General features: G+C 72.6%; 23 protein-coding genes. 8 read left to right on the forward strand and 15 right to left on the reverse strand.

The features are described from left to right. Positions 1-79: 79 nt before the first annotated feature. The gene (gene dacB, locus UWG_RS0126965; RefSeq protein WP_237720304.1) at positions 80-1,666 is read right to left on the reverse strand and encodes a D-alanyl-D-alanine carboxypeptidase/D-alanyl-D-alanine endopeptidase; all 1,587 of its coding nucleotides are present in this window, start codon (positions 1,664-1,666) and stop codon (positions 80-82) included. A gap of 121 nt (positions 1,667-1,787) precedes the next feature. On the opposite strand from dacB, the gene UWG_RS0126970 reads away from it, so the two are divergent. Beyond that, a complete protein-coding gene (locus tag UWG_RS0126970) occupies positions 1,788-2,279 on the forward strand; it encodes an inorganic diphosphatase (protein ID WP_016910309.1) in 492 nt (163 codons plus the stop codon). 91 nt (positions 2,280-2,370) lie between these two features. On the opposite strand, the gene UWG_RS0126975 is transcribed toward UWG_RS0126970, so the two are convergent. The 7 genes from UWG_RS0126975 to UWG_RS0127005 all read right to left on the reverse strand — a co-directional run bounded on the left by UWG_RS0126975 (position 2,371) and on the right by UWG_RS0127005 (position 9,917). Beyond that, positions 2,371-4,014, reverse strand: a complete 1,644-nt coding sequence (locus tag UWG_RS0126975; protein WP_016910310.1) for a threonine/serine exporter family protein — start codon at positions 4,012-4,014, stop codon at positions 2,371-2,373. Positions 4,015-4,559: 545 nt separating this feature from the next. Beyond that, entirely contained in the window at positions 4,560-4,994 is a 435-nt protein-coding gene (locus UWG_RS0126980; RefSeq protein WP_016910311.1) for a hypothetical protein, read from the reverse strand. A gap of 192 nt (positions 4,995-5,186) precedes the next feature. After that, positions 5,187-5,957, reverse strand: a complete 771-nt coding sequence (locus tag UWG_RS0126985; RefSeq protein ID WP_016910312.1) for a MerR family transcriptional regulator — start codon at positions 5,955-5,957, stop codon at positions 5,187-5,189. A gap of 86 nt (positions 5,958-6,043) precedes the next feature. Further along, on the reverse strand, positions 6,044-6,487 hold the full coding sequence (locus UWG_RS31855) for a hypothetical protein (protein WP_016910313.1): 444 nt from the start codon (positions 6,485-6,487) through the stop codon (positions 6,044-6,046). 85 nt (positions 6,488-6,572) lie between these two features. After that, positions 6,573-7,220 carry a PadR family transcriptional regulator gene (locus UWG_RS0126995; protein ID WP_016910314.1) on the reverse strand — a complete coding sequence of 216 codons (648 nt, stop codon included), beginning with the start codon at positions 7,218-7,220 and terminating at the stop codon, positions 6,573-6,575. Positions 7,221-7,417: 197 nt separating this feature from the next. Further along, positions 7,418-8,875 (reverse strand): aldehyde dehydrogenase family protein, encoded by a 1,458-nt coding sequence (locus UWG_RS0127000; protein WP_016910315.1) that lies wholly within the window; start codon positions 8,873-8,875, stop codon positions 7,418-7,420. Positions 8,876-9,077: 202 nt separating this feature from the next. Further along, on the reverse strand, positions 9,078-9,917 hold the full coding sequence (locus tag UWG_RS0127005) for a helix-turn-helix domain-containing protein (RefSeq protein WP_016910316.1): 840 nt from the start codon (positions 9,915-9,917) through the stop codon (positions 9,078-9,080). A gap of 341 nt (positions 9,918-10,258) precedes the next feature. Between UWG_RS0127005 and UWG_RS0127010 the strand changes: the two genes are divergently transcribed. Continuing rightward, positions 10,259-10,855, forward strand: coding sequence for an ATP-binding protein (locus UWG_RS0127010; RefSeq protein ID WP_016910317.1), 597 nt, complete (start codon positions 10,259-10,261; stop codon positions 10,853-10,855). A gap of 221 nt (positions 10,856-11,076) precedes the next feature. On the opposite strand, the gene UWG_RS0127015 is transcribed toward UWG_RS0127010, so the two are convergent. Next, positions 11,077-11,316 carry a DUF397 domain-containing protein gene (locus UWG_RS0127015; RefSeq protein WP_016910318.1) on the reverse strand — a complete coding sequence of 80 codons (240 nt, stop codon included), beginning with the start codon at positions 11,314-11,316 and terminating at the stop codon, positions 11,077-11,079. 444 nt (positions 11,317-11,760) lie between these two features. Here UWG_RS0127015 and UWG_RS0127020 point away from each other — a divergent pair, with 444 nt between their 5' ends. Together UWG_RS0127020 and UWG_RS0127025 are read left to right on the forward strand one after the other, a co-directional pair. Then, complete coding sequence (locus UWG_RS0127020; protein ID WP_016910319.1) at positions 11,761-13,671, forward strand: ABC transporter ATP-binding protein; 1,911 nt, start codon at positions 11,761-11,763, stop codon at positions 13,669-13,671. A gap of 175 nt (positions 13,672-13,846) precedes the next feature. After that, positions 13,847-14,878, forward strand: coding sequence for a rod shape-determining protein (locus UWG_RS0127025; RefSeq protein WP_016910320.1), 1,032 nt, complete (start codon positions 13,847-13,849; stop codon positions 14,876-14,878). A 46-nt stretch (positions 14,879-14,924) separates the two neighbouring features. On the opposite strand, the gene UWG_RS0127030 is transcribed toward UWG_RS0127025, so the two are convergent. The 5 genes from UWG_RS0127030 to cdgB all read right to left on the reverse strand — a co-directional run bounded on the left by UWG_RS0127030 (position 14,925) and on the right by cdgB (position 20,038). Continuing rightward, the gene (locus UWG_RS0127030; protein WP_016910321.1) at positions 14,925-15,398 is read right to left on the reverse strand and encodes a cyclic nucleotide-binding domain-containing protein; all 474 of its coding nucleotides are present in this window, start codon (positions 15,396-15,398) and stop codon (positions 14,925-14,927) included. A 138-nt stretch (positions 15,399-15,536) separates the two neighbouring features. Then, on the reverse strand, positions 15,537-15,989 hold the full coding sequence (locus UWG_RS0127035; RefSeq protein ID WP_016910322.1) for an Asp23/Gls24 family envelope stress response protein: 453 nt from the start codon (positions 15,987-15,989) through the stop codon (positions 15,537-15,539). A gap of 245 nt (positions 15,990-16,234) precedes the next feature. Then, complete coding sequence (locus tag UWG_RS34165; protein ID WP_016910323.1) at positions 16,235-17,086, reverse strand: adenosylcobinamide amidohydrolase; 852 nt, start codon at positions 17,084-17,086, stop codon at positions 16,235-16,237. A 54-nt stretch (positions 17,087-17,140) separates the two neighbouring features. Next, a complete protein-coding gene (locus UWG_RS0127045; protein WP_016910324.1) occupies positions 17,141-18,061 on the reverse strand; it encodes a hypothetical protein in 921 nt (306 codons plus the stop codon). A gap of 294 nt (positions 18,062-18,355) precedes the next feature. Then, the gene (cdgB, locus tag UWG_RS0127050; protein ID WP_016910325.1) at positions 18,356-20,038 is read right to left on the reverse strand and encodes a diguanylate cyclase CdgB; all 1,683 of its coding nucleotides are present in this window, start codon (positions 20,036-20,038) and stop codon (positions 18,356-18,358) included. 338 nt (positions 20,039-20,376) lie between these two features. Between cdgB and UWG_RS0127055 the strand changes: the two genes are divergently transcribed. Beyond that, complete coding sequence (locus UWG_RS0127055) at positions 20,377-20,961, forward strand: flavin reductase family protein (RefSeq protein WP_033196400.1); 585 nt, start codon at positions 20,377-20,379, stop codon at positions 20,959-20,961. Positions 20,962-20,974: 13 nt separating this feature from the next. On the opposite strand, the gene arfB is transcribed toward UWG_RS0127055, so the two are convergent. Further along, positions 20,975-21,409 (reverse strand): alternative ribosome rescue aminoacyl-tRNA hydrolase ArfB, encoded by a 435-nt coding sequence (arfB, locus tag UWG_RS0127060; protein ID WP_029391810.1) that lies wholly within the window; start codon positions 21,407-21,409, stop codon positions 20,975-20,977. Positions 21,410-21,624: 215 nt separating this feature from the next. On the opposite strand from arfB, the gene UWG_RS0127065 reads away from it, so the two are divergent. The 3 genes from UWG_RS0127065 to UWG_RS0127075 all read left to right on the forward strand — a co-directional run bounded on the left by UWG_RS0127065 (position 21,625) and on the right by UWG_RS0127075 (position 23,148). Then, the gene (locus tag UWG_RS0127065; RefSeq protein WP_016910328.1) at positions 21,625-22,200 is read left to right on the forward strand and encodes a TerD family protein; all 576 of its coding nucleotides are present in this window, start codon (positions 21,625-21,627) and stop codon (positions 22,198-22,200) included. Positions 22,201-22,295: 95 nt separating this feature from the next. Further along, positions 22,296-22,787 (forward strand): hypothetical protein, encoded by a 492-nt coding sequence (locus UWG_RS0127070; RefSeq protein WP_016910329.1) that lies wholly within the window; start codon positions 22,296-22,298, stop codon positions 22,785-22,787. A gap of 70 nt (positions 22,788-22,857) precedes the next feature. After that, on the forward strand, positions 22,858-23,148 hold the full coding sequence (locus UWG_RS0127075) for a DUF2630 family protein (RefSeq protein ID WP_016910330.1): 291 nt from the start codon (positions 22,858-22,860) through the stop codon (positions 23,146-23,148). The last annotated feature ends 135 nt before the right edge of the window (positions 23,149-23,283 follow it).

Consider the following 23,283-nt stretch of genomic DNA (forward strand, 5'->3'; position numbering starts at 1 on the left):
TTTTCACGGTACGTGCCACGGGCGCCGAGTGGGAGCCGGCCCGTCGACCGTCCCTCTCCCGGGGACGCGCGGGAGGGGGTCAGCGCGCCGAAGGCGAGTCGTGGCAACCGCAGTTGGCGAGGGCCGAGGCGACGCGATCGAGGGCGCGCTGCGCGGCCTGCGGATCCTTCGCGCCGTGGGTGAGGAAGGAGAACGCGAGCAGCCGTCCTTCCGCGTCCACGACGGTGCCGGCGAGCGTGTTGACGCCGGTGAGGGTGCCCGTCTTGGCGCGTACGAGGCCGGCGCCGCCCTTGCCGTCCGCGTCGTCGTAGCGGTCGTCGAGGGTTCCGGTGAAGCCCGCGACGGGCAGCCCCGTCAGCACGCTGCGCAGGTGGGCGCGGTCCGGGTCGGCGGCGGTGACGAGGAGGCGGCTGAGGAGCGAGGCGGAGACCTTGTCGGCACGGTCGAGGCCGCTTCCGTCCGCGAACTCCGCGCGCTTGACCGGCACCCCGAGCTTCCGCAGCTCCGCCGCGACGGCTCGGCCGCCGGCCTCGAAGTCGGCCGACTTGCGCGAGTCGAGCGCCGTCTGGCGGGCGAGGGCCTCCGCGATGTCGTTGTCGCTGTTGGTGAGCATCCGTTCGACGAGTTCGGAGAGCGGTGCCGACCTGTGCGCAGCGAGGGTCTCGGCGCCCTTCGGCGCCTTGTGGTGCGAGGCAGGACCCTCGACCCGTACGCCGTGGTCCTCCAGTTGCTCGGCGAAGCGGGCCGCGGCCTCTCCCGCCGGGTCGTCGGAGCGGGGGGCGGGGCCCTTGCGGGAGCCGTCGAGCCTGCCCTCCTCGACCATCAGGGGCGTGACGGGGGCGAGGTTGTCGTTGGGGCCGATGGAGTGCTGGCGGGTGCCGGAGTAGCGGGTGGTGTCGTAGCCGAGGTCGACCTTCTTGCGGCCGCGCTCGCGCAGGTCCGCGGCCGAGCGTTCGGCGAGGGCGTCGAGCTGCCCCCGGGTGAGCGTCGGGTCGCCGCCGCCGACGAGGACGACGCGGCCGCCGTCGACGACGGCCTTCGTCGTGATCCGGTGGTCGGCGCCGCGGGCGCTGAGCGCGGCGGTGGCGGTGGCGAGCTTGACGGTGGAGGCCGGGGTGGCCGCCCTGCCCTCCGCGATGCCGAAGAGCTGCTTGCCGCTGGAGGCGTCGTGGACGGAGGCGCTCGGCGAGGGGCCGAGCGCGGGGTCGTCGAGGAGCGGTTCCAGGGTGTCGGCGAGCGCGGAGGCCGTGGGCGGCGGGACGCTGTCGGCCCTGCCCGGCGTACGGGCGCCGGCGCCCGCCTTCTCCAGGGGGCCGACCGCGGCGAGCACCTCGGGCGTCCTCAGGGTGCCCCGCCCCTGCTCGGCGCCGGTGTGGTGCGCGCCACTCGTCTCCTCCCGGCCGGCCGCGCGGACGCGCTCAGCCGTACGCTGGCCCGAGTCCCATGGCCCCGTCGCGGCGACCGCCGTGACGGCGACCAGCAGGCCGAGAGTGGCGGAACCCGTCGCCAGGGCGAGGGTCTGCCGCTGCTGCGGGGTCGCGTCACGCAGCCGTCGGCGGGCACGGTCACGGCCGTCGCGGAGACCGGCGGCGGACGTCCGCGCCGCGCCGCGCACCCGGCGTACGCATCGTTCGACGGCGCGTTCGACGGACGTGGTGTCCCGCACCTCGACCAGCCCCTTTCGCGACCACACACCTGTGTGAGGGACACTTAACCACCAGACCGCGGTGTGCAACCCGGGACCGCCCCGGCACCCGGCAGCGCTGATCTACACGGAGGAGCCTCCCTTGGAGTTCGACGTCACCATCGAGATCCCGAAGGGTTCGCGGAACAAGTACGAGGTGGACCACGAGACCGGTCGCATCCGTCTCGACCGGCACCTCTTCACTTCGACCGTGTACCCGGCGGACTACGGCTTCGTCGAAGGCACCCTGGGCGAGGACGGCGACCCGCTGGACGCGCTCGTGCTGCTGGAGGAGCCCACCTTCCCCGGGTGCATCATCAAGGCCCGCGCCATCGGCATGTTCCGGATGACCGACGAGGCCGGCGGCGACGACAAGCTGCTCTGCGTCCCCGCCTCGGACCCGCGCATGGAGCACCTGCGCGACATCCACCACGTCAGCGAGTTCGACCGACTGGAGATCCAGCACTTCTTCGAGGTCTACAAGGACCTGGAGCCCGGCAAGTCCGTCGAGGGCGCCGACTGGGTCGGGCGTGCGGAGGCCGAGGCCGAGGTCGAGGCGTCGGTGAAGCGCCTCGCCGCCGAGGGCGGTCACTGAGGACACGGACCCGGGAGTCGACGCGGCGGCGTGCGCCGTGCGCCAGCGGGTTGCCTGCTGACGTACGGCGCGCGCCGTACGTCCGTGCCGGTCAGAACCCGCGGGTCCGCTTCGCGGCTCGGCGTCCCGGCAGCTTCGTCTCCTGTCCGGGCGCCTTCATGAAGAGCCGCGCGAGTTCGCCTCCGAGGTTGACGCCGATCGCGATGGCGAGCGCGAGGGCGACGGCCTTGGCGATCTGCTCCATCCCCTTGTCGAGCGAGCCCTGTGCGATGTTGAGCAGTCCGAAGTAGGTCGCGCTGCCGGGGAGCAGCGGCCCGATCGCCGCCGTGATGTACGGCAGCGACGAGGCGAACTGGTACCGCGACATCAACTGCCCGAAGAGGCCGACGAGTCCGGCGGCCACGGCCGTCGAGGCGACGGCCGGCGCCCCCACGGTGTCGCTGAGCGCACCGAAGACGAGCCAGGCGACGCCCCCGTTGAGCGTGGCGAGCACGAAGGTGCCGCGGGACTGCTGGAGCAGGACGCAGAAGGCGGCGGTGAGCAGCATCGCGGCGAAGAGCTGGATCGTCGGCCGGGAGTGCCGCTCCACGACGTCGGGCGTGAGGTTCGCCTCCAGCTCGGAGCCGATGTAGAGGATCAGCACGACGCCGCAGACGATGCCCACGATGAGGTACACGACCTCCAGCAGGCGTGCGGCCGCGGTGATGTAGTACCCGGTGAGGCCGTCCTGCACGGCGGCGACGAGGGCACGTCCGGGGATGAGCGCGAAGAGGCCACCGGTGATCACCGCGGCCGACATCGTGATCGAGTCGTCCTTCGGCGCGAAGAGCGCCACCGTGACCCCTATGGCGGCCGGCGCCATCGCGGCCGCCACGAACTGGTAGAACTCCGGCAGCCCGCGCCCCGCGCAGATCCAGGCGAGCCGGTCGCCGAGCATCGCGCCGAGTGCGGCGAGGACGAAGACGAGCGCGTCGCCGCCCACGAGGAGGGAGGCGGCGCCCGAGAGCGCCCCGCTCGCCAGCGTCAGGGCCCACTTCGACCACGGATGCCGGTTCCGCCGTATCTCGGCGAGCCTCCGGTAGGACTCCTCCAGCGTGACGTCGCCCCTGGTGATGTCGTCGACGAGGGCGAAGACCGCGGCGAGGCGCGTGTAGTCGGAGCCGCGGCGGCGGACCGTGCGGCTCACCGAGATCGGGTCGTCGACGAGCGACGGCTGGTGCGTCATCGAGATGAGCGTGAAGGTGACGTTCGGCTCCGAGCGGTCGAGCCCGTAGGCGTGCGCGACGCCGAACATCGCGGCCTCGACGTCCTCGGCGCCCTCGCCCCCGGCGAGGAGCAGCTCCCCGATGCGGAGCGTGAGGTCGATGACGCGGGGGACGGCCGGGCCGCTCTCGCTCTCCTCCGCGCGCGGTGCGCGCTCGGGCGCCGGGCGCTCGGCGAGCGGCATGCGCACCATGGTGCGCATGCGGTCCTGCCACGGGGCGCCCTTGTTGGCGAGCGGCCCGACGACGGGGATGCCCTCGGCCGGGGTGAACGCGCTGCCCATGTCGTACGACTGAGCAACCTTCAGGCCGCTCGGGATCGTGAACTCCGAGGTGGGTTGGTCGTCCTCGGGTTCCGGCGGCAGCGGAACCCCGAGCGGTGGCGTGAAGGCGCTCCGCGTCTCGTCGGAAGGCTGCGCGTCCTCCGGGCCAGTGCCCTCCGCGTCGCCGTTCCCACTGGAATCCCGAACCACTGTGCTTTCCGCTCCTATCCGGTCTCGTCCGTGCCTGGTGCACCGGCGCCCGGTTGTTCGCCGGGCGCTCCGCACATCCTCAACCCGCTCCGGGTGCCCGCCGTATCCGCCCCCTCCGCCCTGCCTGCGCCCCACGTGGCACCGGCGTGCGCGGGTGCGCATCCGGTGGGGTCGTGGGTGGGTTGCTGCGGGGCGGCGGGTGCCGGGTCGCTCGCGCGGGGGCCCGCGCGGTCCGTTCCGTCGCGCGGGCGACGGTGTGCGACGGCGCGGCCGGTCGCGCCCGCGAGGAGCGGGCCGGCCGCGTCTGGGTGCCACCTGCTCCACGCGCGGGCGGCTTCGACCGGTTCCCACCGGCGGATGCGGTTTGCCTCACATCGCGGAGTCCGTCGCGAGGACACTTCACCGCACGGGCCCGGGGTCGGCTCCCGCAGTCCTCCCGCGGGCAGTTGACGCTGCGGCACCCGCCGCTCGGGAACGCCTCCGACCGACGCGGCCGGGCCCCGACGCCGCTCCGCCGCACCGCTGGGCCGCGGAGTTGGCACGGTTCAGGCACGGCCTCTGCGCAGGCGGCGGACGACGCCGAGGAGGACGAGCCCGACGCCGATCAACGCGGCGCACTGCGCGGGGAGGTCACGCGCGGAGGCCACCACGGTGGGCGGAGCGCCGGCGAGCTCGCCGTGCGGCTCCGCGGCCTCGTCCGCTCCCTCCGCGAGGCGGGGCGCGGCGGCGTCGGCGCGGGCCTCGCCGGACGCACTCCCGTGCTGCTCGGCGCTGTCGGCGTCCTCCGCGTCGAGCGCGGCGGGATCGGCGCAGGGGCCCGCGAAGACCGGGTGGGCGCCGCCGGCGCAGCTCGTCGGCGGTCGCAGGGGGAAGCCGTCGGCCGCCGCGGGGGCGGCGAGCGCGGGCACCGCGGCGGCGCCGAGTACGACGGCGGCGGTTGCGGTGGCGGCGCGGTGGTTGCGGCAGGCGATCCGGCGCATGGTGTCCTCACAGCTCGGTCCGACGGCACCCGTCGCCGATAGTCATACTTCGCGCCTGCCGCCCCTTACCGGCACCCCGCCACGAGCGCGAGCCAAATGCAACCGTGCGGCGGAACGCGGCCCCGACCGACGAGCGGCGTGCCGCCCGTCCGCAGGTCGGCACGCCGCTCGTGGGCCGTCCGGATACCGGCCTCAACTCACCCCGTGCCGACGCGCGTTGGCGACGATCGCCGTGCGCAGGTAGGCGGCGAGGCCGGGCCTGATCGCCTCGTAGGTCGCGGTGAACCGCTCGTCGGAGACGTACATCTCGCCGAGCTGCTCGTGCATCCGGTGGTCGCACTCGTAGCTGCTGCGTGCGATGAAGCGGCGGTGCTCCTCGGCGAGGTCCGCCGCCTCGGGGGCGTCGGCCGGGACGCCGGACGCCAGCGCGTCGGCGAGGCGCCGGTGGACGTCGTCCATCTCCTCGCGCAGGCGCTTCCAGTCCTCCTTGGTGTACGCGGCGGCCCGGCGCTGCGACTCCTCCCACGCGCCGCCCGACCGGCCCGCCCAGCGGCGCTCCGCCTCGTCCGCGTACCGGTCGGGGTCGAAGTCGCCGAAGACCTCGAACTTCTCCTCCGGGGTGAGATCGATGCCCATCCTTCTCGCCTCCATCGCCTTCTCCACGGCGGCGGCCATCTCGGTCAGCACCCCGATCCGCTCCCTCAGCAGCGCGTGCTTGCGCCGGAGGTGGGTGTACGGGTCGGCCGCCGGGTCGTCGAGGAGCGAGGCCACCTCGTCGAGGGGGAAGCCGAGCCCGCGGTAGAAGAGGATCTGCTGGAGCCGGTCGAGGTCACCGTCCGAGTACCTGCGGTGGCCGGCCGGGGTGCGCTCGCCGGGGACGAGCAGTCCGAGCGTGTCGTAGTGGTGCAGCGTGCGCACCGTGACGCCGGAGAGGGCAGCGACCCGTCCCACCGAGTGGCCCATCCCGCCTCCTTGTCCGCGCCGGTCGGCGGCCGTCCGCCGACGTGCACCACACTCGGCCCTCACGCCGCGTGAGGTGCAAGCCGGTCTCAGGCGAGCGGGCCGTACCGCTCGCGGAGCTCGTCCCGGGTCTCCTCGTCGACGGGGTCGAGGACGCTCGACGACCACGGGAGGGCGCACGGTCCCTCGTGGGCGAGGTCGGGGCAGGCGAGGCGGCAGAGCGCCTCGGAGAGTTCGCGTGCCTCGGAGGCGGAGGTACGTACGCCGACGCGGAGTTCGACGACGCGGCGCTCCCCCGGGTCGGCCCCGGGGTGCTCGATCCGCCACTGCTCGGGGAGTTCGGCGTAGAGCTCGCCGATGCTGAGGGCGTCGCCGGGTTCCGACGGCGTCTCCGCGGTGCGCTCCTCCAGCAGCCAGCCGCCCGGGAGTCTCCGGGAGAGCAGGTCGCGGGCCTCACGGGCCAGTTCGGAGGTGGCGCCGTGGACGCCGTAGACGCCGAGCCGCAACTCCCTTACGTCGACCGACTCGAACATGTCCGGTTCCTCTCCGCTCGCGGGCGCCGGGGGGCGCTTCCGTACACGCAGATCGTCCCACTTCGCGCGGCACCGGGCAGCGGTCTCAGCCGAGCCTCCGCCGTACGGCGTCGGACCTGGCGAGCACCTCGGCCGCGCGCGGGTTCCGCTCGACGAGCACCGAGAGGTCCCGCTCGCCCTCGCCGGCCATCACGTACGCACCTGCCTCCAGGCGTGCGACGAGCTCGCGTGTCCACTGCGCCTCGCTCTCCGCGTGGTGGATCCAGAGCCGCATGATCTCGCCGATGTGGCTCCACTCCGCCGGCTCGTCCGGGGTCCACTCCTCCGCGACCTCGGCCCGCCACTCCTCCAGCGCTTCGAGCCGCCGGCCGAGGAGGGAGAGCGCCTCCTCGCGGCTCAGGTCGACGAGGAAGCCGACGCCCGAGGTGAGGACGTCGGGCTTCTCGCCGATCGCGGCGAGGGAGCGCCGGAGGAGGCGGAGGAACTCGGCGTCGCCGGCGGGGGTGAGCTCGTACTCGGTGCGCGGTGGGCCGCCGGCGGCCGACGGGGCCGACTCGTGGGCTTGGAGCAGCTCCTGCTTCGCGAGCTGTTTCAGCGCGTGGTAGATCGAGCCGGGCTTGGCGTTCGACCAGTGCTGGGCGCCCCAGAACTCCAGGTCGTTGCGGACCTGGTAGCCGTGCGCGCGGCCGCGGAGCCGCACGGCGCCCAGGACGAGCAGCCGGATCGCCGACATCGTCCACCTCTCACGCCCTCGCCGCCGCGTTCGCGGTCACGCCTCGGATGGCGACAAGAATAGGACGAGGCACTTCCGGTGCCGGCTTGCGGGGCGCGGCTTCATGTGCCCTCCTCCGGAGGGGGTCGGGCGCTCCGCACACCGAGCGACTCGTCCTCTCGTTCGGCCGGGCCGCGGAGTGGTGGGGAGGACGCGCGTCAGAACGGGAAGGCGCTGCGCCCGTGTTGGACGGAGATCCACTTGGTGGTGGTGAACGCCTCCACCATCTGCGAGCCACCGAGCCGGCCGACGCCCGAGTGCTTCTCGCCACCGAAGGGGACGATCGGCTCGTCGTGCACGGTGGAGTCGTTGACGTGGAACATCCCCGTCTCGATGCGCCAGGCGAGCGCCACGCCCCGCTCGACGTCCGCCGTGTGCACGGCGCCCGCGAGGCCGTAGGGGGAGTCGTTGGCGACGCGGACCGCCTCCTCCTCGCCGTCGACCGGGAGGATCAGGGCGACGGGGCCGAAGACCTCCTCGCGCAGGAGCGGGCACCCCGGCGGGATGTCGGTGAGGACGGCGGGCGGGACGAGGTTGCCGCGGGTCTCGCCTCTGACGAGGGCCGTGGCCCCCTGCTGCACGGCGTGCTCCACGGCGCCCGTGAGCGCCTCCGCCTGACCGGAGTTGATCAGCGGGCCGATGTGCGTCTCCGGGTCCTCCGGGTCCCCGACGCGCAGCGTGCGCACCTTGGCCACGAAGCGTTCCGTGAACTCCTCCGCCACGGAGCGGTCGACGATGAGGCGGTTGGCCGCCATGCAGACCTGGCCGTGGTGGACGAAACGGCTGAAGACCGCGGCGTCGACGGCGTACTCGAGGTCGGCGTCGTCGAGGACGATGAGGGCGCTGTTGCCGCCCATCTCGAGGACCGTGCGCTTGAAGCGCGAAGCCGCCACCGACGCGACGTGCCCGCCGACCTTGTCCGAGCCGGTGAAGGAGATCACCTTCGGCACCGGGTGCTCGACGAGCGCGTCCCCGATCTCGGCGATGTCCGTCATCACGACGTTGAGCAGCCCCGGCGGCAGCCCGGCCCGCTCCAGCACACGCGCGACGAGGCCGCCGCCGCAGACCGGTGTGTTCTGGTGCGGCTTGAGAACGACGCCGTTGCCGAGCGCGAGCGCGGGGGCGACCGACTTGAGCGTCAGGAAGAAGGGGAAGTTGAAGGGCGAGACCACGCCGACGACACCGACGGGCACGCGGTAGACGCGGTTCTCCTTGCCGTCGGTGGGCGAGGGCAGAATGCTCCCCTCCGGCCGCAGCGCCAACTGCACGGACTCGCGGAGGAGTTCCTTGGCGAGTTGCAGCTCGAAGGCCGCCTTGAGGCGGGTCCCGCCGAGCTCCGCGATGATCGCCTCGGTGATCCGCTCCTCGCTCTCCTCGACGATGCGTAGCGCCCGCTCGAAGACGAGCCTGCGGGTGTACGCGTTGGTCGCGGCCCACTTCCGCTGCGCCCGTGCCGCCGCGCGGTACGCCTCGTCGACCTCCTCGACCGTCGCCACCGTGATCGAGGCGAGCTTCTCCCCGTTGTAGGGGTTGAAGTCGACGATGTCCCAGGAGCCGCCGCCAGGACGCCATTCGCCGTCGATGTACTGGAGTGCAAGCTCGGTGAAGTAGGACATGCCGATCCTTAGCGGGACGCCGTTTTCCTGAGGCTCTGCTGCGGGCTCCGGGCGTTCGGGGCCGCACGGGCGGTGACGTGGGGGGCCGTCGGGCGGGCCGTCCGAGCCGGCGCCCGCCCTTCCGGCGGTCCGGGTCCTGCGCGCTCGGCGAGCGCCGACGGCCCGCGGCGTCGGCTCGAAACGACCTCATCCTACTTGTCGTTCACACAAGTTGGCGGATTCGCCGAAGATGGTCCCGGGTGTGCGCGGGAGAGAGGCCGTCCTCCACGAGACGGGCCAACACCTGGTGGTACTGGGCGACTTCGTCCTTCTTGTCGAGGTACAGGGAGCTGGTGAGCTGCTCCAGGTAGACGACGTCGCTGAGGTCGGGCTCGGGGAAGCTCAGCAGCGTGAACGCGCCGCTCTCCGCCGGGTGGCCGCCGAACTCGAAGGGCACCACCCGGAGGGTGATGCTGGGGCTCTCCGAGACCTCGGCGAGGTGTTCCAACTGCCCCTGCATGATGGCCGTGCTGCCGAACGGGCGGCGCAGCGCTGCCTCGTCGAGTATGCAGAGCAGGTGTGGCGCGGTCTCGCCGTGGAGGAGCTTCTGGCGCTCCAGCCGCAGCGACACGCGTCGCTCCACCTCCTCCTCCGGTAGCTGCCCCCGGTGGCCCGCGGTCACCACGGCCTGTGCGTACTCCTCGGTCTGCAACAGACCGTGCACGAACTGGACTTCGTACGTGTTGATGCGGGAGGCGGCGCCCTCCAGGCCGACGTAGGTCTGGAACCAGCCGGGCAGCACGTCGCTGTAACTGTGCCACCACCCGGCGATGCTGGAGTCCCGGGCGAGCCCGAGGAGCGGCTCCCGCTCCGACTCGTCGGTGACTCCGTAGAGCGTCAACAGATCTGCGACGTCACGTGCTTTGAAACTCACACGGCCCAGCTCCATCCGACTGATCTTGGATTCCGACGCGCGAATTGAATAACCGGCAGCCTCGCGGGAGACGCCGCGGCCTTCACGGAGCCTCCGCAACTGGGACCCGAGCAGGATACGGCGAACCATCGAACCGCTTGGACTACTTGCCCCGTTCACTCCTCCGTTGTGATTGTTTGCCGGTTCTGTAGGCATTCTGATCAACCCTCCACCCCTGCTTGGAGGGAAGTGTGCCACCTCCGCGCTCCGTTGCGTGCCCATGTGGTTACAGACGAGCGAAAGTCACGCGTGCACGTGCATCTGCCCTTGCATCCGCAGGCGGCTTTCGGAACCATGGGACCCACACAAGTTGACCGGTCGGCACCGGAGTTGGTGCACCTTCCGGCCAACCTGCGAGAGCGAACGCGTCCACCGCCACCAGTCCTGGTCCCCAGCGGATCAGCCCCCCGCGACGCCAGGAGCGGCCCGCCATGGGTACCGAAGGATCGACCGTGCTGGAGCCCTTATGGCACGGTCTCCCGAACCTCGACGACGGAAGCCCCTTCTCCGGTTCGGCTTCCTGCGCGCTTCCGCCCCGGTACGAAGCCGTCAAGAGCGCACGGGACTTCACGGGCAAGACGCTCGAACACTGGGGCCTCCTCGCCCGGTTCGAGGACGTCGCGCTCGTCGTCTCCGAGCTCGTCACCAACGCGATGCGGCACGGGCTGCCGGAAGAGCGCCCGGAGGAGACGGAACCGCCGATCCGGCTGCACCTGCTGCACTGGCCGGCCCGGCTCCTGTGCGCCGTACGCGACCCGAGCGGGGAGCCGCCGAAGGCACCTCCGGCGACGCCGTGCGGCCCCCTCGCGTACGGGGAGTTCGTGGAGTGCGCCGAGTCCCTCGATTCGGGCCGCGGGGCGACCGCGGAGGCCGGCGAAGAGCACGCGGGGTACGTCGATTTCACCGCCGAGTCGGGGCGCGGCCTCTGCCTCGTCGACTGCTTCAGCGACAGTTGGGGCTGGCACCCGCTCGGCGGCGCGCTCTCCGGCAAGGCCGTGTGGGCGCTCTTCCAGCTCGACGCCGGGTGAACGCGGGCCGCGCCGGCTGAGGGCCCGGGGCTCGGTGCACGAGCCCGTGTGCGCGGCCGCACCGGACGGCTCCCCGGCGTCGGTCTCGGCCGAAACAGCCTGTCGGGCACCGGTGTTGGCCGTCCGCGCGTACCCGCGCACTCCTCCGCTGCCGGCGCCCGGCGGGCCGCCGGCGGCGGCCGGTCAGGGGGCCGTCGGGGCCCGGTGGCGTGCTGGGCGGCTCACTCGCCCAGCAAGTAGTCGAACTCTCCCTCCTTGACGCCGCGCATCATCGCCTCCATCTCCGCTGTGGTGTAGACGAGTGCGGGACCGTCGGGAAAGCGCGAGTTGCGCATCGCGACATCGCCTCCTGGCAGTTTGGCGAACTCCACACAGGTTCCCTGCGAGTTGCTGAAGCGGCTCTTGCGCCACTCCACTGCCTGGAGGTCCGTGGCTGCCATGCCGTTGAACGCCTGAGGCACTGGGATCTCCTGGGCTCGAAATGTGGGGGGCTTCTGCTGACGCTGTGAAAGTCGTCAACTTCTCGGGATCATAACCGCGTTCACATGCGCACGCATGTGCTAATGCACGTGCACGACGCGCCGTCGTCGGCCCGTCACACCCGGTCGGGCGGGCACGCGCGGCGCCCCTGGGCACGCCGCGGCTTTGACGGACCAGGGCACGGCCCCGTTCCCCGCGATCTGACCTGCACATCCGATAGATGGTCACCTCCCCCCGCCCGAAGACGCAGCGCAGGCCCGTCCACCTGTCCGCACCGCCTCGGCCGAAGGTCCCAACCCGTCTGCTCACACGGACGGTTGGGGGTGTCGCGGTACGCACGTTGACTTGAACAGAACTTCAACTTCTACTCTCGGCGAGCCGACAGACCAGCGGCGCACCGACCGCACCACGTACCGGAGGCCCTCATGAGCATGGAGATGACGGCGTGGCACGCCCTCTCCCAGACCCGCACCCCCGACGACGAAGGACCCGGCCGACGCCGCCTCTCCCGCACCACGCTGCGGCGCATCTACCGCTTCGCCGCACGCCACCACCGCCGCATGCTCGCCTTCCTCGTCCTCAGCAGCCTCCTCGCCGCCCTCACCGTCGCCACACCGCTCCTCGCGGGCGAGGTGATGGACGCGATCGTCGACGGCAGCCCCGGCCGCACCGTGCTCCGACTCGCCGGCCTCATCGCGCTGATCGCCGTCGCCGAAGCGGGGGTCGGCGTCGTCACCCGGTGGCTCTCCGCCCGGATCGGCGAGGGGCTCATCCTCGACCTGCGCACCGCCGTCTACGACCACGTGCAGCGGATGCCGGTCGCGTTCTTCACCCGCACCCGCACAGGCGCCCTCGTCAGCCGGCTCAACAACGACGTCATCGGCGCCCAACGCGCCTTCAGCAGCACCCTTTCCGACGTCGTCGCCAACCTCGTGACGCTGCTGCTGACGCTCGGCGTGATGCTCCGCCTCTCCTGGCAGATCACCCTGCTGACGCTGGTGCTCCTCCCGCTCTTCGTCATCCCCGCGCGCCGGATGGGCAGCCGCCTGGCCCGGCTGGAGCGGGAGCGGGCGCAGCACAACGCGACGATGAGCACGCGGATGACCGAGCGGTTCTCCGCACCGGGCGCCACCCTCGTGAAACTCTTCGGCCGCCCGGACGAGGAGTCCCGCGAGTTCGCCCAACGGGCGGGCCGCGTACGCGACCTGGGCGTGCGGACGGCGATGGTGCAGCACCTCTTCATCACCGCGCTGACGCTCGTCTCCGCGCTGGCGCTCGCGCTCGTCTACGGGCTCGGCGGGCTCTTCGCGCTCGGCGGCGCCCTCCAGGCGGGCACCGTCGTCTCGCTCGCGCTGCTGCTCACCCGCCTCTACGCCCCGCTCACCGCGCTCGCGGGAGCCAGGGTCGAGGTGATGGGCGCGCTCGTCAGCTTCGAGCGGGTCTTCGAAGTGCTCGACCTCAGGCCGCTGATCGAGGAGCGCGACGACGCCGTCGACGCCGAAGAGGGCCCGGCCGACGTCGAGTTCGACCACGTCGACTTCGCCTACCCGACCGCCGAGAAGGTCTCCCTCGCCTCCCTGGAGGAGGTGGCCGTCCTCGACACCCGCGGAGGCGAGCGCGTCCTCCACGACGTCAGCTTCCGCGCGGCCCCCGGCGAGATGGTCGCGCTCGTCGGCTCCTCCGGAGCGGGGAAGTCCACCCTCGCCTCGCTTCCGCCCCGTCTCTACGACGTCGACGCCGGTGCCGTCCGCCTCGGCGGGCGCGACGTGCGCGACCTCACCGCCGCCTCGCTGCGCCGCACCCTCGGCCTCGTCACCCAGGACGGCCACCTCTTCCACGACACGATCCGCGCCAACCTCGTCTTCGCCGCCCCCGGCGCCACGGACGAGGAGCTGTGGTCCGCGCTCCGCCGCGCCCGCCTCGACGGCCTCGTCGCCGCGCTCCCCGACGGGCTCGACACCCTCGTCGGCGAGCGCGGGTACCGGCTCTCCGGGGGAGAGCGGCAGCGGCTCACCATCGCGAGGCTGCTGCTCGCGCAGCCCCAGGTGGTGATCCTCGACGAGGCGACGGCGCACCTCGACTCCACCTCCGAGGCCGCCGTCCAGGAGGCGCTCACCGAGGCGCTCCAGGGGCGCACCTCGGTGGTGATCGCACACCGTCTCTCCACCGTCCGCGCCGCGGACCAGATCCTCGTACTGGAGGAGGGGCGCATCGTCGAGCGCGGCACGCACGAGGAGCTCCTCGCGCTCGGCGGGCGCTACCGGGAGCTGTACCGCACGCAGTTCAGCGAGGAGGGAACCGCGGATGAGTCCGCGTTCCCGGCCTCCGTCGAGTAGCGCGCCGCAGCGGGGGTCCGGTTCTCGCCCGACCGGACCACTCCGCCGCGCGCCCGCAGCACGGGCTGCCCAGGATGGCGATGTGGCCGCCAGGCGCGACCACCGCACCGCCCTCCGACGCCTCCCGGCTCCGCCCTGACGGAACACGCGGGGGTACTCGCGCAAGGAGATTCGGATGAGCCCCACGCTGGAGAACCTGCGGCGCTGCTCGGTCGCCGTCGACATGGGCGCCTCGCGCACCCGCGTCTACGTCAAGGGGTCCGGGCTCATCGTGGACGCGCCGTCCGCGGTCGCCGTCAACACCCTCTCGGGAACACTGATCGCGGTCGGCGAGGCAGCCGAGCGGATGGACGGGCGGACGCCGCCGCACATCCGGGTGGTACGCCCCGTCGCCGGTGGCACCGTCGTCGACATCGACATGGCGCAGCGGATGCTGCGTGCGCTCGTCGGCACCAAGCTGCGGGGGCTGCGCAGACGGCGTGCGCTCGTCCGCGCCGCCGCCGTGGTCCCGCACGACGCCGACCCGCTCGCGCGCAGGGCCGCCGTGGAGACGCTCACGGGGGTCGGGGCCCGGCGGGTGGAACTCGTCGACTCGCCGACGGCCGCGGCCGTGGGCTCGGGGCTGCCGGTCGAGCTGCCGGAGGCGACGATGATCCTGGTGTGCGGCGCGGCGAGCACGCAGGTCGCCGTGTTGTCGCTCGGCGCCATCGTCGCCTCCGACACCGTGCGGCTCGGCGGGGACACCGTCCACCACGCCGTCGTGCAGCACCTGCGCAACCAGCACGAGCTGCTGCTGCCGAGCGAGGCCGTGCGGCCGCTCCAACTCGCCCTCGCAGGGGAGGAGTCCGACGCGCAGATCGCCGAGGTGATCGGCCGCGACGTCGTGAGCGGGCTCGCCCGGAGCGTCAGCGTCAACCCGCAGGACATCCGCACCGCGGTAGCGCTGCCGCTGGCGAACCTCTCCGACTCGATCAGGTCCGTCCTCCTCGGCTGCCCTCCCGACCTCGTGGCCGACCTCGCCGAGCGCGGGATGGTTCTCGCCGGCGGCAGCGCCGTCCTCCCCGGGCTCGACGAGCGCATCCGCCAGACGACGGGGATGACCGTGCACATCGCGGAGGAGCCCCAGCTCTGCGCCGTCAACGGCCTCGCGGCGATGCTGGAGGGCCGGGTGAGCCCGCTCTGCGTCGGGGGCGGCGTGCGCGGTTGAGCGCGGGCCCGCGTGAACACCCGGTGTGCGCCGGCGCGTTGACGCGCTAGTCGCCGTCCTCCTCCGTGCGGTCCTGCGGCGCGTACGGGCCGAAGAGGTCGAGGAGGCGGCTGCGGGAGCGGCGCAGGCGGTCGCCGATGACGGAGGCGACGGCCCAGACGAGCGCCTGACCGAGCGCCGGGTCCTCGCGGCAGAGCTGCCGCACCTCCTCCGCGTCGAACTCCAGGGCGCGTACCGAGGTCGCCGCCTCGCCGTTGAGCGTCCAGACGTAGGGCGGGAAGAGCCAGGACCAGCCGAGGAGTTCGCCCTGCCGCACGGTGTCGATGACGACCCGGCGGCGGCCCGGCACGTGCAGGTCGAGGACGGCGGAGCCGCTGCGGAGAATCCAGAAGCGGTCGGCCCTCGCCCCCTCCTCGAAGATCTCCGCCCCCGGCGCGAAGGCGACCTCGGTGCCGAGCGTCCGCAACCGCTCGCGCTGCTCGGGTTCGAGTCCGCCGAGCAGTCCTTTCATGCTCTGCATCGACCGCCTCCTGGGGAGGCCGGGACGTCGCCGGTCCCGGAAGGGAACACCCGTACACGACGGGCCCGTTGGCTGTACCGCGCAGCCGACCGCGGAGCGACCCCCGAAGGGGACCGCCCCACCGGCGGCACGGCGCGCTCAGCGGAGCGAGCGGCCCTGCTCCTGCGACTGCTGGCCCTGCTGGCTCTGCTGGCTCTGCTGGCTCTGCTGCGAGTCCTCGCCCTCGACGTAGACGTCGGTCACCGTGATGTCGACCTCCACCACTTCCAGCCCCGTCATCGTCTCGACGCGCTGGACGACCCGCTGCCGCACATGCTGGGCGACCTTGTGGATCTGCTCGCCGTAGTCGACCTCGATGCTCATCTCCACGGCGGCCTGCGTCTGGCCGACCTCCACGGAGACGCCCTGCGTCACGTCGGTGCCTCCGCCGACGCGCTTGCGGACGGCCCCGATCATCTGCGAAGCGGCTCCGCCGAGGGCGTGGACGCCGGACACCTCGCGCGCCGCGATCCCGGCGGTCTTGGCGACGACGGTGTCGGAGATCGTCGTCGTACCGCGGTCCTGCGGGCTCTTGTCGCTCTTCTCAGCCATGGGTTCTACCTCCGAGCACTGCGGGCAGTGTCTTCCACCGCGGCGCTCCACGGCCCGGGGCCGCGGCATCCACGGGCAGAAGCCGTATCGACTCCATCGTGGGAGAAATCAGGGCATCCCGCTTCTCGAAGACGCACCCGTGCCCCTGCGTGGCGACAACGTCACGCTACGACGTCAACAGGACGGTCGGCAGCGGTGGTTGGACCCGGCGGAGGGCCCGGCCATGGACGGATGCCATGGTCAGGTCACGTCCTCGTACGCGCGTCCCGGACGGCCGCGTACCGCACCAGGGCTTCGGCGGTCGCCTCGTGGACCGCCCGCGCGAGCCGTGCGCCCCACTCCGAGCGCGGGCCGGCGAACTGGACGGCCCCGGGCTCGGCCGCCTGGGCACGGGCCGTCCCCGGAGATCCGGCGGGGCGCCTGTCCGCCACGGCGTGGCGCTCACCGCCGGGGCTGCGGTTCGGCGCCCGCGAGGCATGACGAGGCACCCGGGCCCGAACTCCGGTGGCGGCGCTTCGAGTCGCCCACGGGTCAGCCCGCGCGGGGAGCGTCGGCGCCGCCACGCACACCGCGTCGGTCGGAGTGCCCGTCGCCTCGTATCCGGCTTCGACGAGCGCCTGCACCTTCGCCTCCGTGGCCGTCGCGACGGCGTTGACGAGCGCCGCGTCGGAGAGCGGCACCGGCAGTGCGGCGAGGATGTTGACGGTACCGGGCCCGCTCGGCGCCACGGCGGCTCCGGCAGGGACCGCGGCCCAGCCGGCGACGCCCACCCCGGCGGTCACCAGCGCCTCGGCACCGCCGTCGGCCGCGTGCCCGCGTGCGCGTGAGATCTCCGCCGCCGTCATCATCGCGACGCCCTCGCCCGCCACGTGCGCCGCGGCGATCTCCCGGAGGTGCGCCTCCGGGTCGCGCCGCCGATACCCGTGCTGCACCTGCGCGTTGAGGAACCAGCCGCGCTCGCCGATCCCCCCGCCCACCACGGCGCTCGACGCCATCCGCCACCCGGGCCCCGCCCGCCACAGCAGCGCGGGGAGCGCCAGCCCCTGTGACGTGTGGCGGATCTCTTCGCAGTCGATGAGGCGCGGTATGGCGGGCACGCGAGCGACTCTAGCCGAGCGGGTGCGCGCCGCGGCGGGGCAGCGGCCCGCCGGTCACTGCTTGACCCAGCCGCCCTTGAGCCACATCTGGTCGAGGTTGAAGTTGCAGGTGTTGCCGTCGCCGCAGGAGATGGTGACGGCGTTCTCGCCCTTCTTCAGGTCGATCCAGGAGAAGGTGCGCGTCCAGCCCTTGTCCCACTCGCCCTTGTCGGCACCGGCGAAGTTGGAGAGGTTGAGCTTCTGCGAGCTGGGCTTGCCGTTGACCGCGAGCGTGGCGTCCGCGTCCTCGCCCGGGACGCCGTACCGCACGAAGAGCGTGTACTTGCCGTCCTTCGGGATGTCCTTGAGCTCCCAGGTCACCGAGGCGCCGGGCTTGTCCATGCCGCCCACGTAGGTACCGCCGCGCGCCTGTGCGTCCGCGACGTCCTTCGCCGGGACGGCGCCGCCGTCGAGCCGGAGCGTTGCGGCGTCCTCCTTGGGGAGCTCCTGCGGGGGCTTCTTGTCGTCGCCGCCCGCGGTGTCCTGCTCGGGCTCCTCCTCGCTGGGCTGGTCCGTCTGGCCGCTGCCCGCCTGCTGCTCGGGCGGAGCGCTCTCGTCGTTGTTGAAGAGGACGGCCGCACCGATACCGACGACGACGGCCGCGACCACGGCGATCGCCCCGATCAACAGGCCGGTGCGGTTCCGGCCGCCGCGCTGCGGCTGCCCCTCCTGACGGGCGGCGGCACGGCCGCCCGGCATCGTCTCGGGGGCCGCGTAGTGCGCGTTGGGCTGCTGGGCCGGGCCGGGTGCGCCCGACTGGGCCTGGCCGTACTGCCGTTCACCGACGGCGCGGACCTGGTTGTACGAGCGCCTGGGGACGCCGGGTTGGGAAGCCGTCTGGCCCGCTGAGCCCGCGGCGCCCTCCTGCCTGTACAGGTAGGCGAACGGGTCGTCGCCCTCCGGCGCCGAACCCGAGCCGTTGTTCTCGGCGGTCATCCCCTTCACTCCCCACTGCTTTGGTATCCGGCTGAGCCTACCTCTCCGGGGCGGCCATCAGGCCAACACGGAACGATCAGACAAAGCCGCTCTGTGAACAACAACGAGCGACGTACGTGCACCATACGGACGTTGGGCAGAGCCTCACCCGGGCCCCCGCATCCCACGCGGGACAGCGGCGAACCTCACATCCCCACAGAACCCCCACACCCCCGCACCGCGTCGCCCCCACACGGACGAACTCCCCTGTGCGGCAGCCACATTAGGCGACGCGGCGCCCCCGGCCCGCATCCGCTAGCCGGCCCGACGCTGCCCCTTGGAACGGGACCGCTTCTCGACGTACATCCGCTGGTCCGCGGAGTGCAGCACCTCGTCGGCCGTCATGCCGCACTGCGCCCAGCCGATGCCGAAGCTCGCGCCCACGCGGACGCTGCCGCCGTCGACCCGGATCGGCGGGATGATCGCGTTGCGCAGCCGCACGGCGAGGTCCTGCGCCTCGGCGGGACCGAGCCCGTCGGCGAGGACCACGAACTCGTCGCCGCCCAGGCGCGCGACGGTGTCGTTCTCGCGGACCCCGGCCGTGAGGCGGTTGGCGACCTCGATGAGGACGGCGTCGCCGCAGTGGTGGCCGTGCCGGTCGTTGATCGACTTGAACCCGTCGAGGTCGCAGAAGAGGACGGCGAGCCCCTTCCGCCCGTCGGGTCCTTCCTCCGGAGGTTCGGCGTGGACATGGTGGGGCGTCGGCGAGAGCGGCGACGGCGCCTCGGCGGGCGCGCCCTCGGGCGGCTCGAACGGGTAGACCTCGGGGAACCCCTGCGCGTCGAGGGAATAGCGCGGCTCGAAACCGGCGCCCTCCTCCTCGGCCCAGCCGTACGCCTCCGCAGGTGCCAGCGCCGGGCTCGGGCGGTTGCACAGCCTGCTGGAGAGGCGCGACCGCAACTCGGCGCTGTTGGGAAGGCCGGTGAGGGAGTCGTGGCTGGCGCGGTGCGCGAGGTGGAGCTCGTGCCGCTTGCGTTCCTCGATGTCCTCGACGTGGGTGAGGAGGAGGCGCGGCCCGTCCGCGGTGTCGGCGACGACGGAGTTCCGCAGCGAGACCCACACGTAGGAACCGTCCCTGCGCGAGAGCCGCAGCTCGGCCCGGCCGCCCTCGGCCGACGTCCGCAGCAGCGTGGTTATGTCCTCGGGGTGGACGAGATCGGAGAAGGAGTACCGGCGCATCGCCGCCGCCGGGCGCCCGAGCAGGCGGCAGAGCGCGTCGTTGGCGCGGACGAGGCGGCCGTGCTGGTCGCCTCCCATCTCCGCGACGGCCATGCCGCTCGGCGCGTACTCGAACGCCTGGCGGAAACTCTCCTCGCTCGCACGGAGCGCCTGCTGCTCGCGTTCGAGCCTGACCAGGGCGCGCTGCATGTTGGAGCGCAGCCGTGCGTTGCTGATGGCTATCGCCGCCTGCGAGGTGTACATCTGGAGCGCCTCGCAGCCCCAGGCGCCCGGGCGCCGCCCGTTGACGGGACGGTCGACCGTGAGGACGCCGATCAGCTCGCCGTCCGAGGTGCACAGCGGGGCCATCAGCCGGTCCATCGGGTGCCACTCGTTGGGGAAGCGCGGCGCGGGCCCCGCCGTGTGCCACTCCGGCACGTCGTCCCCGTCGAGCACCCAGCCCTCGGCGTAGGGGACGAAGACGAGTTCGCCCCAGCGCTCGCCCATCCCCAGGCGCCGCTCCCACGCGTCGCGGGAGCCGACCCTGCCGCTCATCACGGCCTCGGCCGCGTCGCTCCCCGCGACGGCGGCGACGACGAGGTCGCCGTCCCCGCGCACGAGGTTCACCGCGGCGAGCTGGAACCCTATGCAGTCGACGACGCCGTCGGCGACGCACTGGAGGGTGTCGGCGAGGCTGCGGGCGGTGTTGAGCCGTGCCAGCGCATGGTGAAGCTGCCGCAGACTGGCGAGGCGGACATAGGGCTCCGACTCGGTCTCCATCGCCCTCCCCCCTGAGCCACGTTCGCGAACTCCAGGTACTCGTGGGATGTCACTCCGACTGCCACCGGCCACTGAATCACAGCGAGCTGTTCACTCGGTACTCAGGGTCAACAATAACCCCTGTCTGTGACTCAAGTCACAACGATGCGGAGTCAGTTGACCGCGGAGCGTGGAGCGCCGGGGACGGAAACCGCTCCGCCTTGGAATCCGGCCGTCGACGCGGCCGAAGGGCGGTGCGCCACCGCCGCGGACCGGCCGAAGGTCCTGGGACCTCTGGTACCCGAGGCCGATTCCGTATGGTCAGCGCGGTCGTTAGCGTTGCTCACGTGTCCCATGCAGTGCAACAGCAGACGAACTCCGAGTCCGACGAGTCCCCCGCGGGGGACGGTCGGGGCTCGGCGGCGATACCCCATCCTGAAGGGGTGAGCGATGAGCAGTTCCGGGCCGCGATGGCGCGGCTCGCCGCCGGCGTCGTGCTGGCCACGGCGCACGACCCGGAGGAGGGGACCTCGGGCAGCGACGTCGGCATGACCGCGACGGCGTTCCTCTCCGTCTCCCTCGAACCGCCGCTGGTCCTCGTCAGCCTGCGCACGGACTCCCGGATGGACGAGCTGCTCGAACGCCAGGACCACTGGGCCGTCTCGCTCCTCACCGACGAGCAGCGCCAGGTCGCCGGCCGCTTCGCCATGAAGGGGCGCCTCAGCGACCGCCTCCTCTTCCGCGAACTCCCCCACACGGTCGGGGAGATGAGCGGCGCCCCGCTCGTCGACGGCGCGCTCGCCGCCGTGGAGTGCCGCACCGAGCAGCGCGTGCACGCGGGAGACCACACGCTCGTCGTCGGCCGCGTCCTCGCCACCCGCCTCGGGCAGGAGGACCGCTCCCCGCTCGTGTACTACCGCAGCAACTACCGGGCGCTCGGGTAGCGGGGCCCGGCGCTCAGTCCCAGCCACCGCCCCTGGAGCGGCCGCGTTTGAGGTCGCCCCGGCGCTTCTTCTCCTGCAGGCGGCGCTCGTTGACGCGGCGGGGCGTGCGCTTCCTCCGGCGGGGTGGTGGCGGTGGCGCCGTCGCCTCGGCGAGGAGCGCGGCCATGCGGACGGCGGCGGTCTCGCGGTTGCGCCACTGCGAGCGGTGCTGGTCGGCGCGGACGACGAGGACGCCGTCCTCCGTCAGCCGGTCGGCGAGGCGCTCCAGCGCCCGCTCCTTCCATACCGGAGGCAGGGCCTCGGTGCGCGCCAGCGGGAAGCGGAGCTCGACGCGGGTATCGGCGGTGTTGACGTGCTGGCCGCCCGGCCCCGAGGAGCGCGAGAAGCGCCAGTTCAGCTCCGACTCGGGGAGCACCACCGAGCCTCGTATGACATACGGCCCTGACATGCGTCCATGGTCCCGCTCCGGCGTGCGTCCGTCATCCGCATTTGCGCGCGACCCCGGGCGGCTCGCCGACAACGGCGCGTAAAGAACGCAAAGATTCTGGAACCCGTCGCCGCCCGGGGGGCGTTGAGGAGGACAGGGCGGCGTTCCGCCGGTGCGCCTCCCTCGACCCTCGATCCCGGAGACTCCGGGCAAGCGAACTGACAGAAGGGCACCCCATGGCTGTAAGCCTGTCCAAGGGCGGCAACGTCTCGCTCACCAAGGAGGCACCGGGCCTGGGCGCCGTCACGGTCGGCCTCGGCTGGGACGTGCGCACCACCACGGGTACCGACTTCGACCTCGACGCGAGCGCCATCGCCGTCAACGAGGCCGGCAAGGTCTACTCGGACCAGCACTTCGTCTTCTTCAACAACACGGCAACACCGGACCAGACCATCGTGCACACCGGCGACAACGTCACCGGTGAGGGCGAGGGCGACGACGAGCAGATCAACATCAACCTCGCCTCCCTCCCCGCCGAGGTGGACAAGATCGTCTTCCCGGTGTCGATCTACGACGCCGAGTCGCGCAGCCAGAATTTCGGCCAGGTGCGGAACGCCTTCATCCGGATCATCAACCAGGCCGACCAGTCCGAGATCGCCCGCTACGACCTCTCGGAGGACGCGGCGACGGAGACGGCGATGGTCTTCGGCGAGATGTACCGGCACGGCGAGGAGTGGAAGTTCCGCGCCGTCGGCCAGGGCTACGCCTCCGGGCTCACCGGCATCGCGCAGGACTTCGGCGTCAACGTCTGACGTGCGCCGCGCCGGCCGGCCCACTGCGCCACGGGTCGGCCGGCGCCCGCGGTCCCGATGTCCCTTCGGGCCGTCCGCCGTGAAACCATCCCCCGGTGCTCGACATCGGCTACTCGCTCTCGCCCCGCTTCCCGGACCCGCCGCAGACGGACTACGCCGCAGCCGACGTCCGCACCCTCCGCCACGACCTCTTCTGCGGCGACGTCCACCTCGCCGGCACGGAGGCAGAACTCTCCACAGCCTGGGGATGGGTGCCGGTCCTCGACTTCGCGTGGGCCCTCAGCGACATCGTGGAAGAGCTCGACCGCGACCGGCGCGGCAGCCGTGCCCCCGGCCCCTACGAAGCGGAGCTCGACTTCACCGAGTCGGCTGACCGCATGCGGTTCGTACGCCGCTTCGGAACAGTCGAGATCACTGCCGACTGGGCCGCGAGGACGGCGCCGCCGCTCGTCGTCTCCCACTCGGTGCTCCGCCGGGAGGCCCGCGACTTCCTCCACGACCTCGTCGCCGACCTCACCGACATGCACGAGGGGCTCGACCACAACCCCTCCGTCCTCGGCCTCCTCGCCCGCCGGCCACGGGTGTGACCCACACCCGAATCGCGAGGTCCGCGCCGCGTTCCTACGCTGGACGCAGAGCTCGAGGAAGGTGGACGCGATGGGCGAGCCGCAGAACGACCCGGTGGCCGACGAACGCGAGCACCGGGCCCAGACAGAGATCCTCGGCAGAGTCCAGCAGCTCGTCGAGGACGAGCACCGGCTCCGCGCCCGACTCTCCGAGGGAGAGCTGAGCAGCGACGAGGAGAACGCCGCCCTCGCCGACGTGGAACGGGAGTTGGACCAGTGCTGGGACCTGCTCCGCCAGCGCCGGGCCGCTCAGGAGGCGGGCGAGGACCCGTCCCGTGCACGCGTACGCCCGCAGTCGGAGGTCGAGGGGTACCTCTCCTGAGGCCGACCGCCTCCGAGAGGGACCTTCGACGAGGACGCGTCAGGCCACCGGCTCACCTCGCGCCGCCTCCCGTGGTGCGGCGCCGCGTCGGATGGGCGGAGCGCGTGTCCCGTGCGAGGCGGCGTGCGCTCGGCG

The organism is Streptomyces xiaopingdaonensis, assembly GCF_000262345.1.
GTDB classification, from domain to species: domain Bacteria; phylum Actinomycetota; class Actinomycetes; order Streptomycetales; family Streptomycetaceae; genus Streptomyces; species Streptomyces xiaopingdaonensis.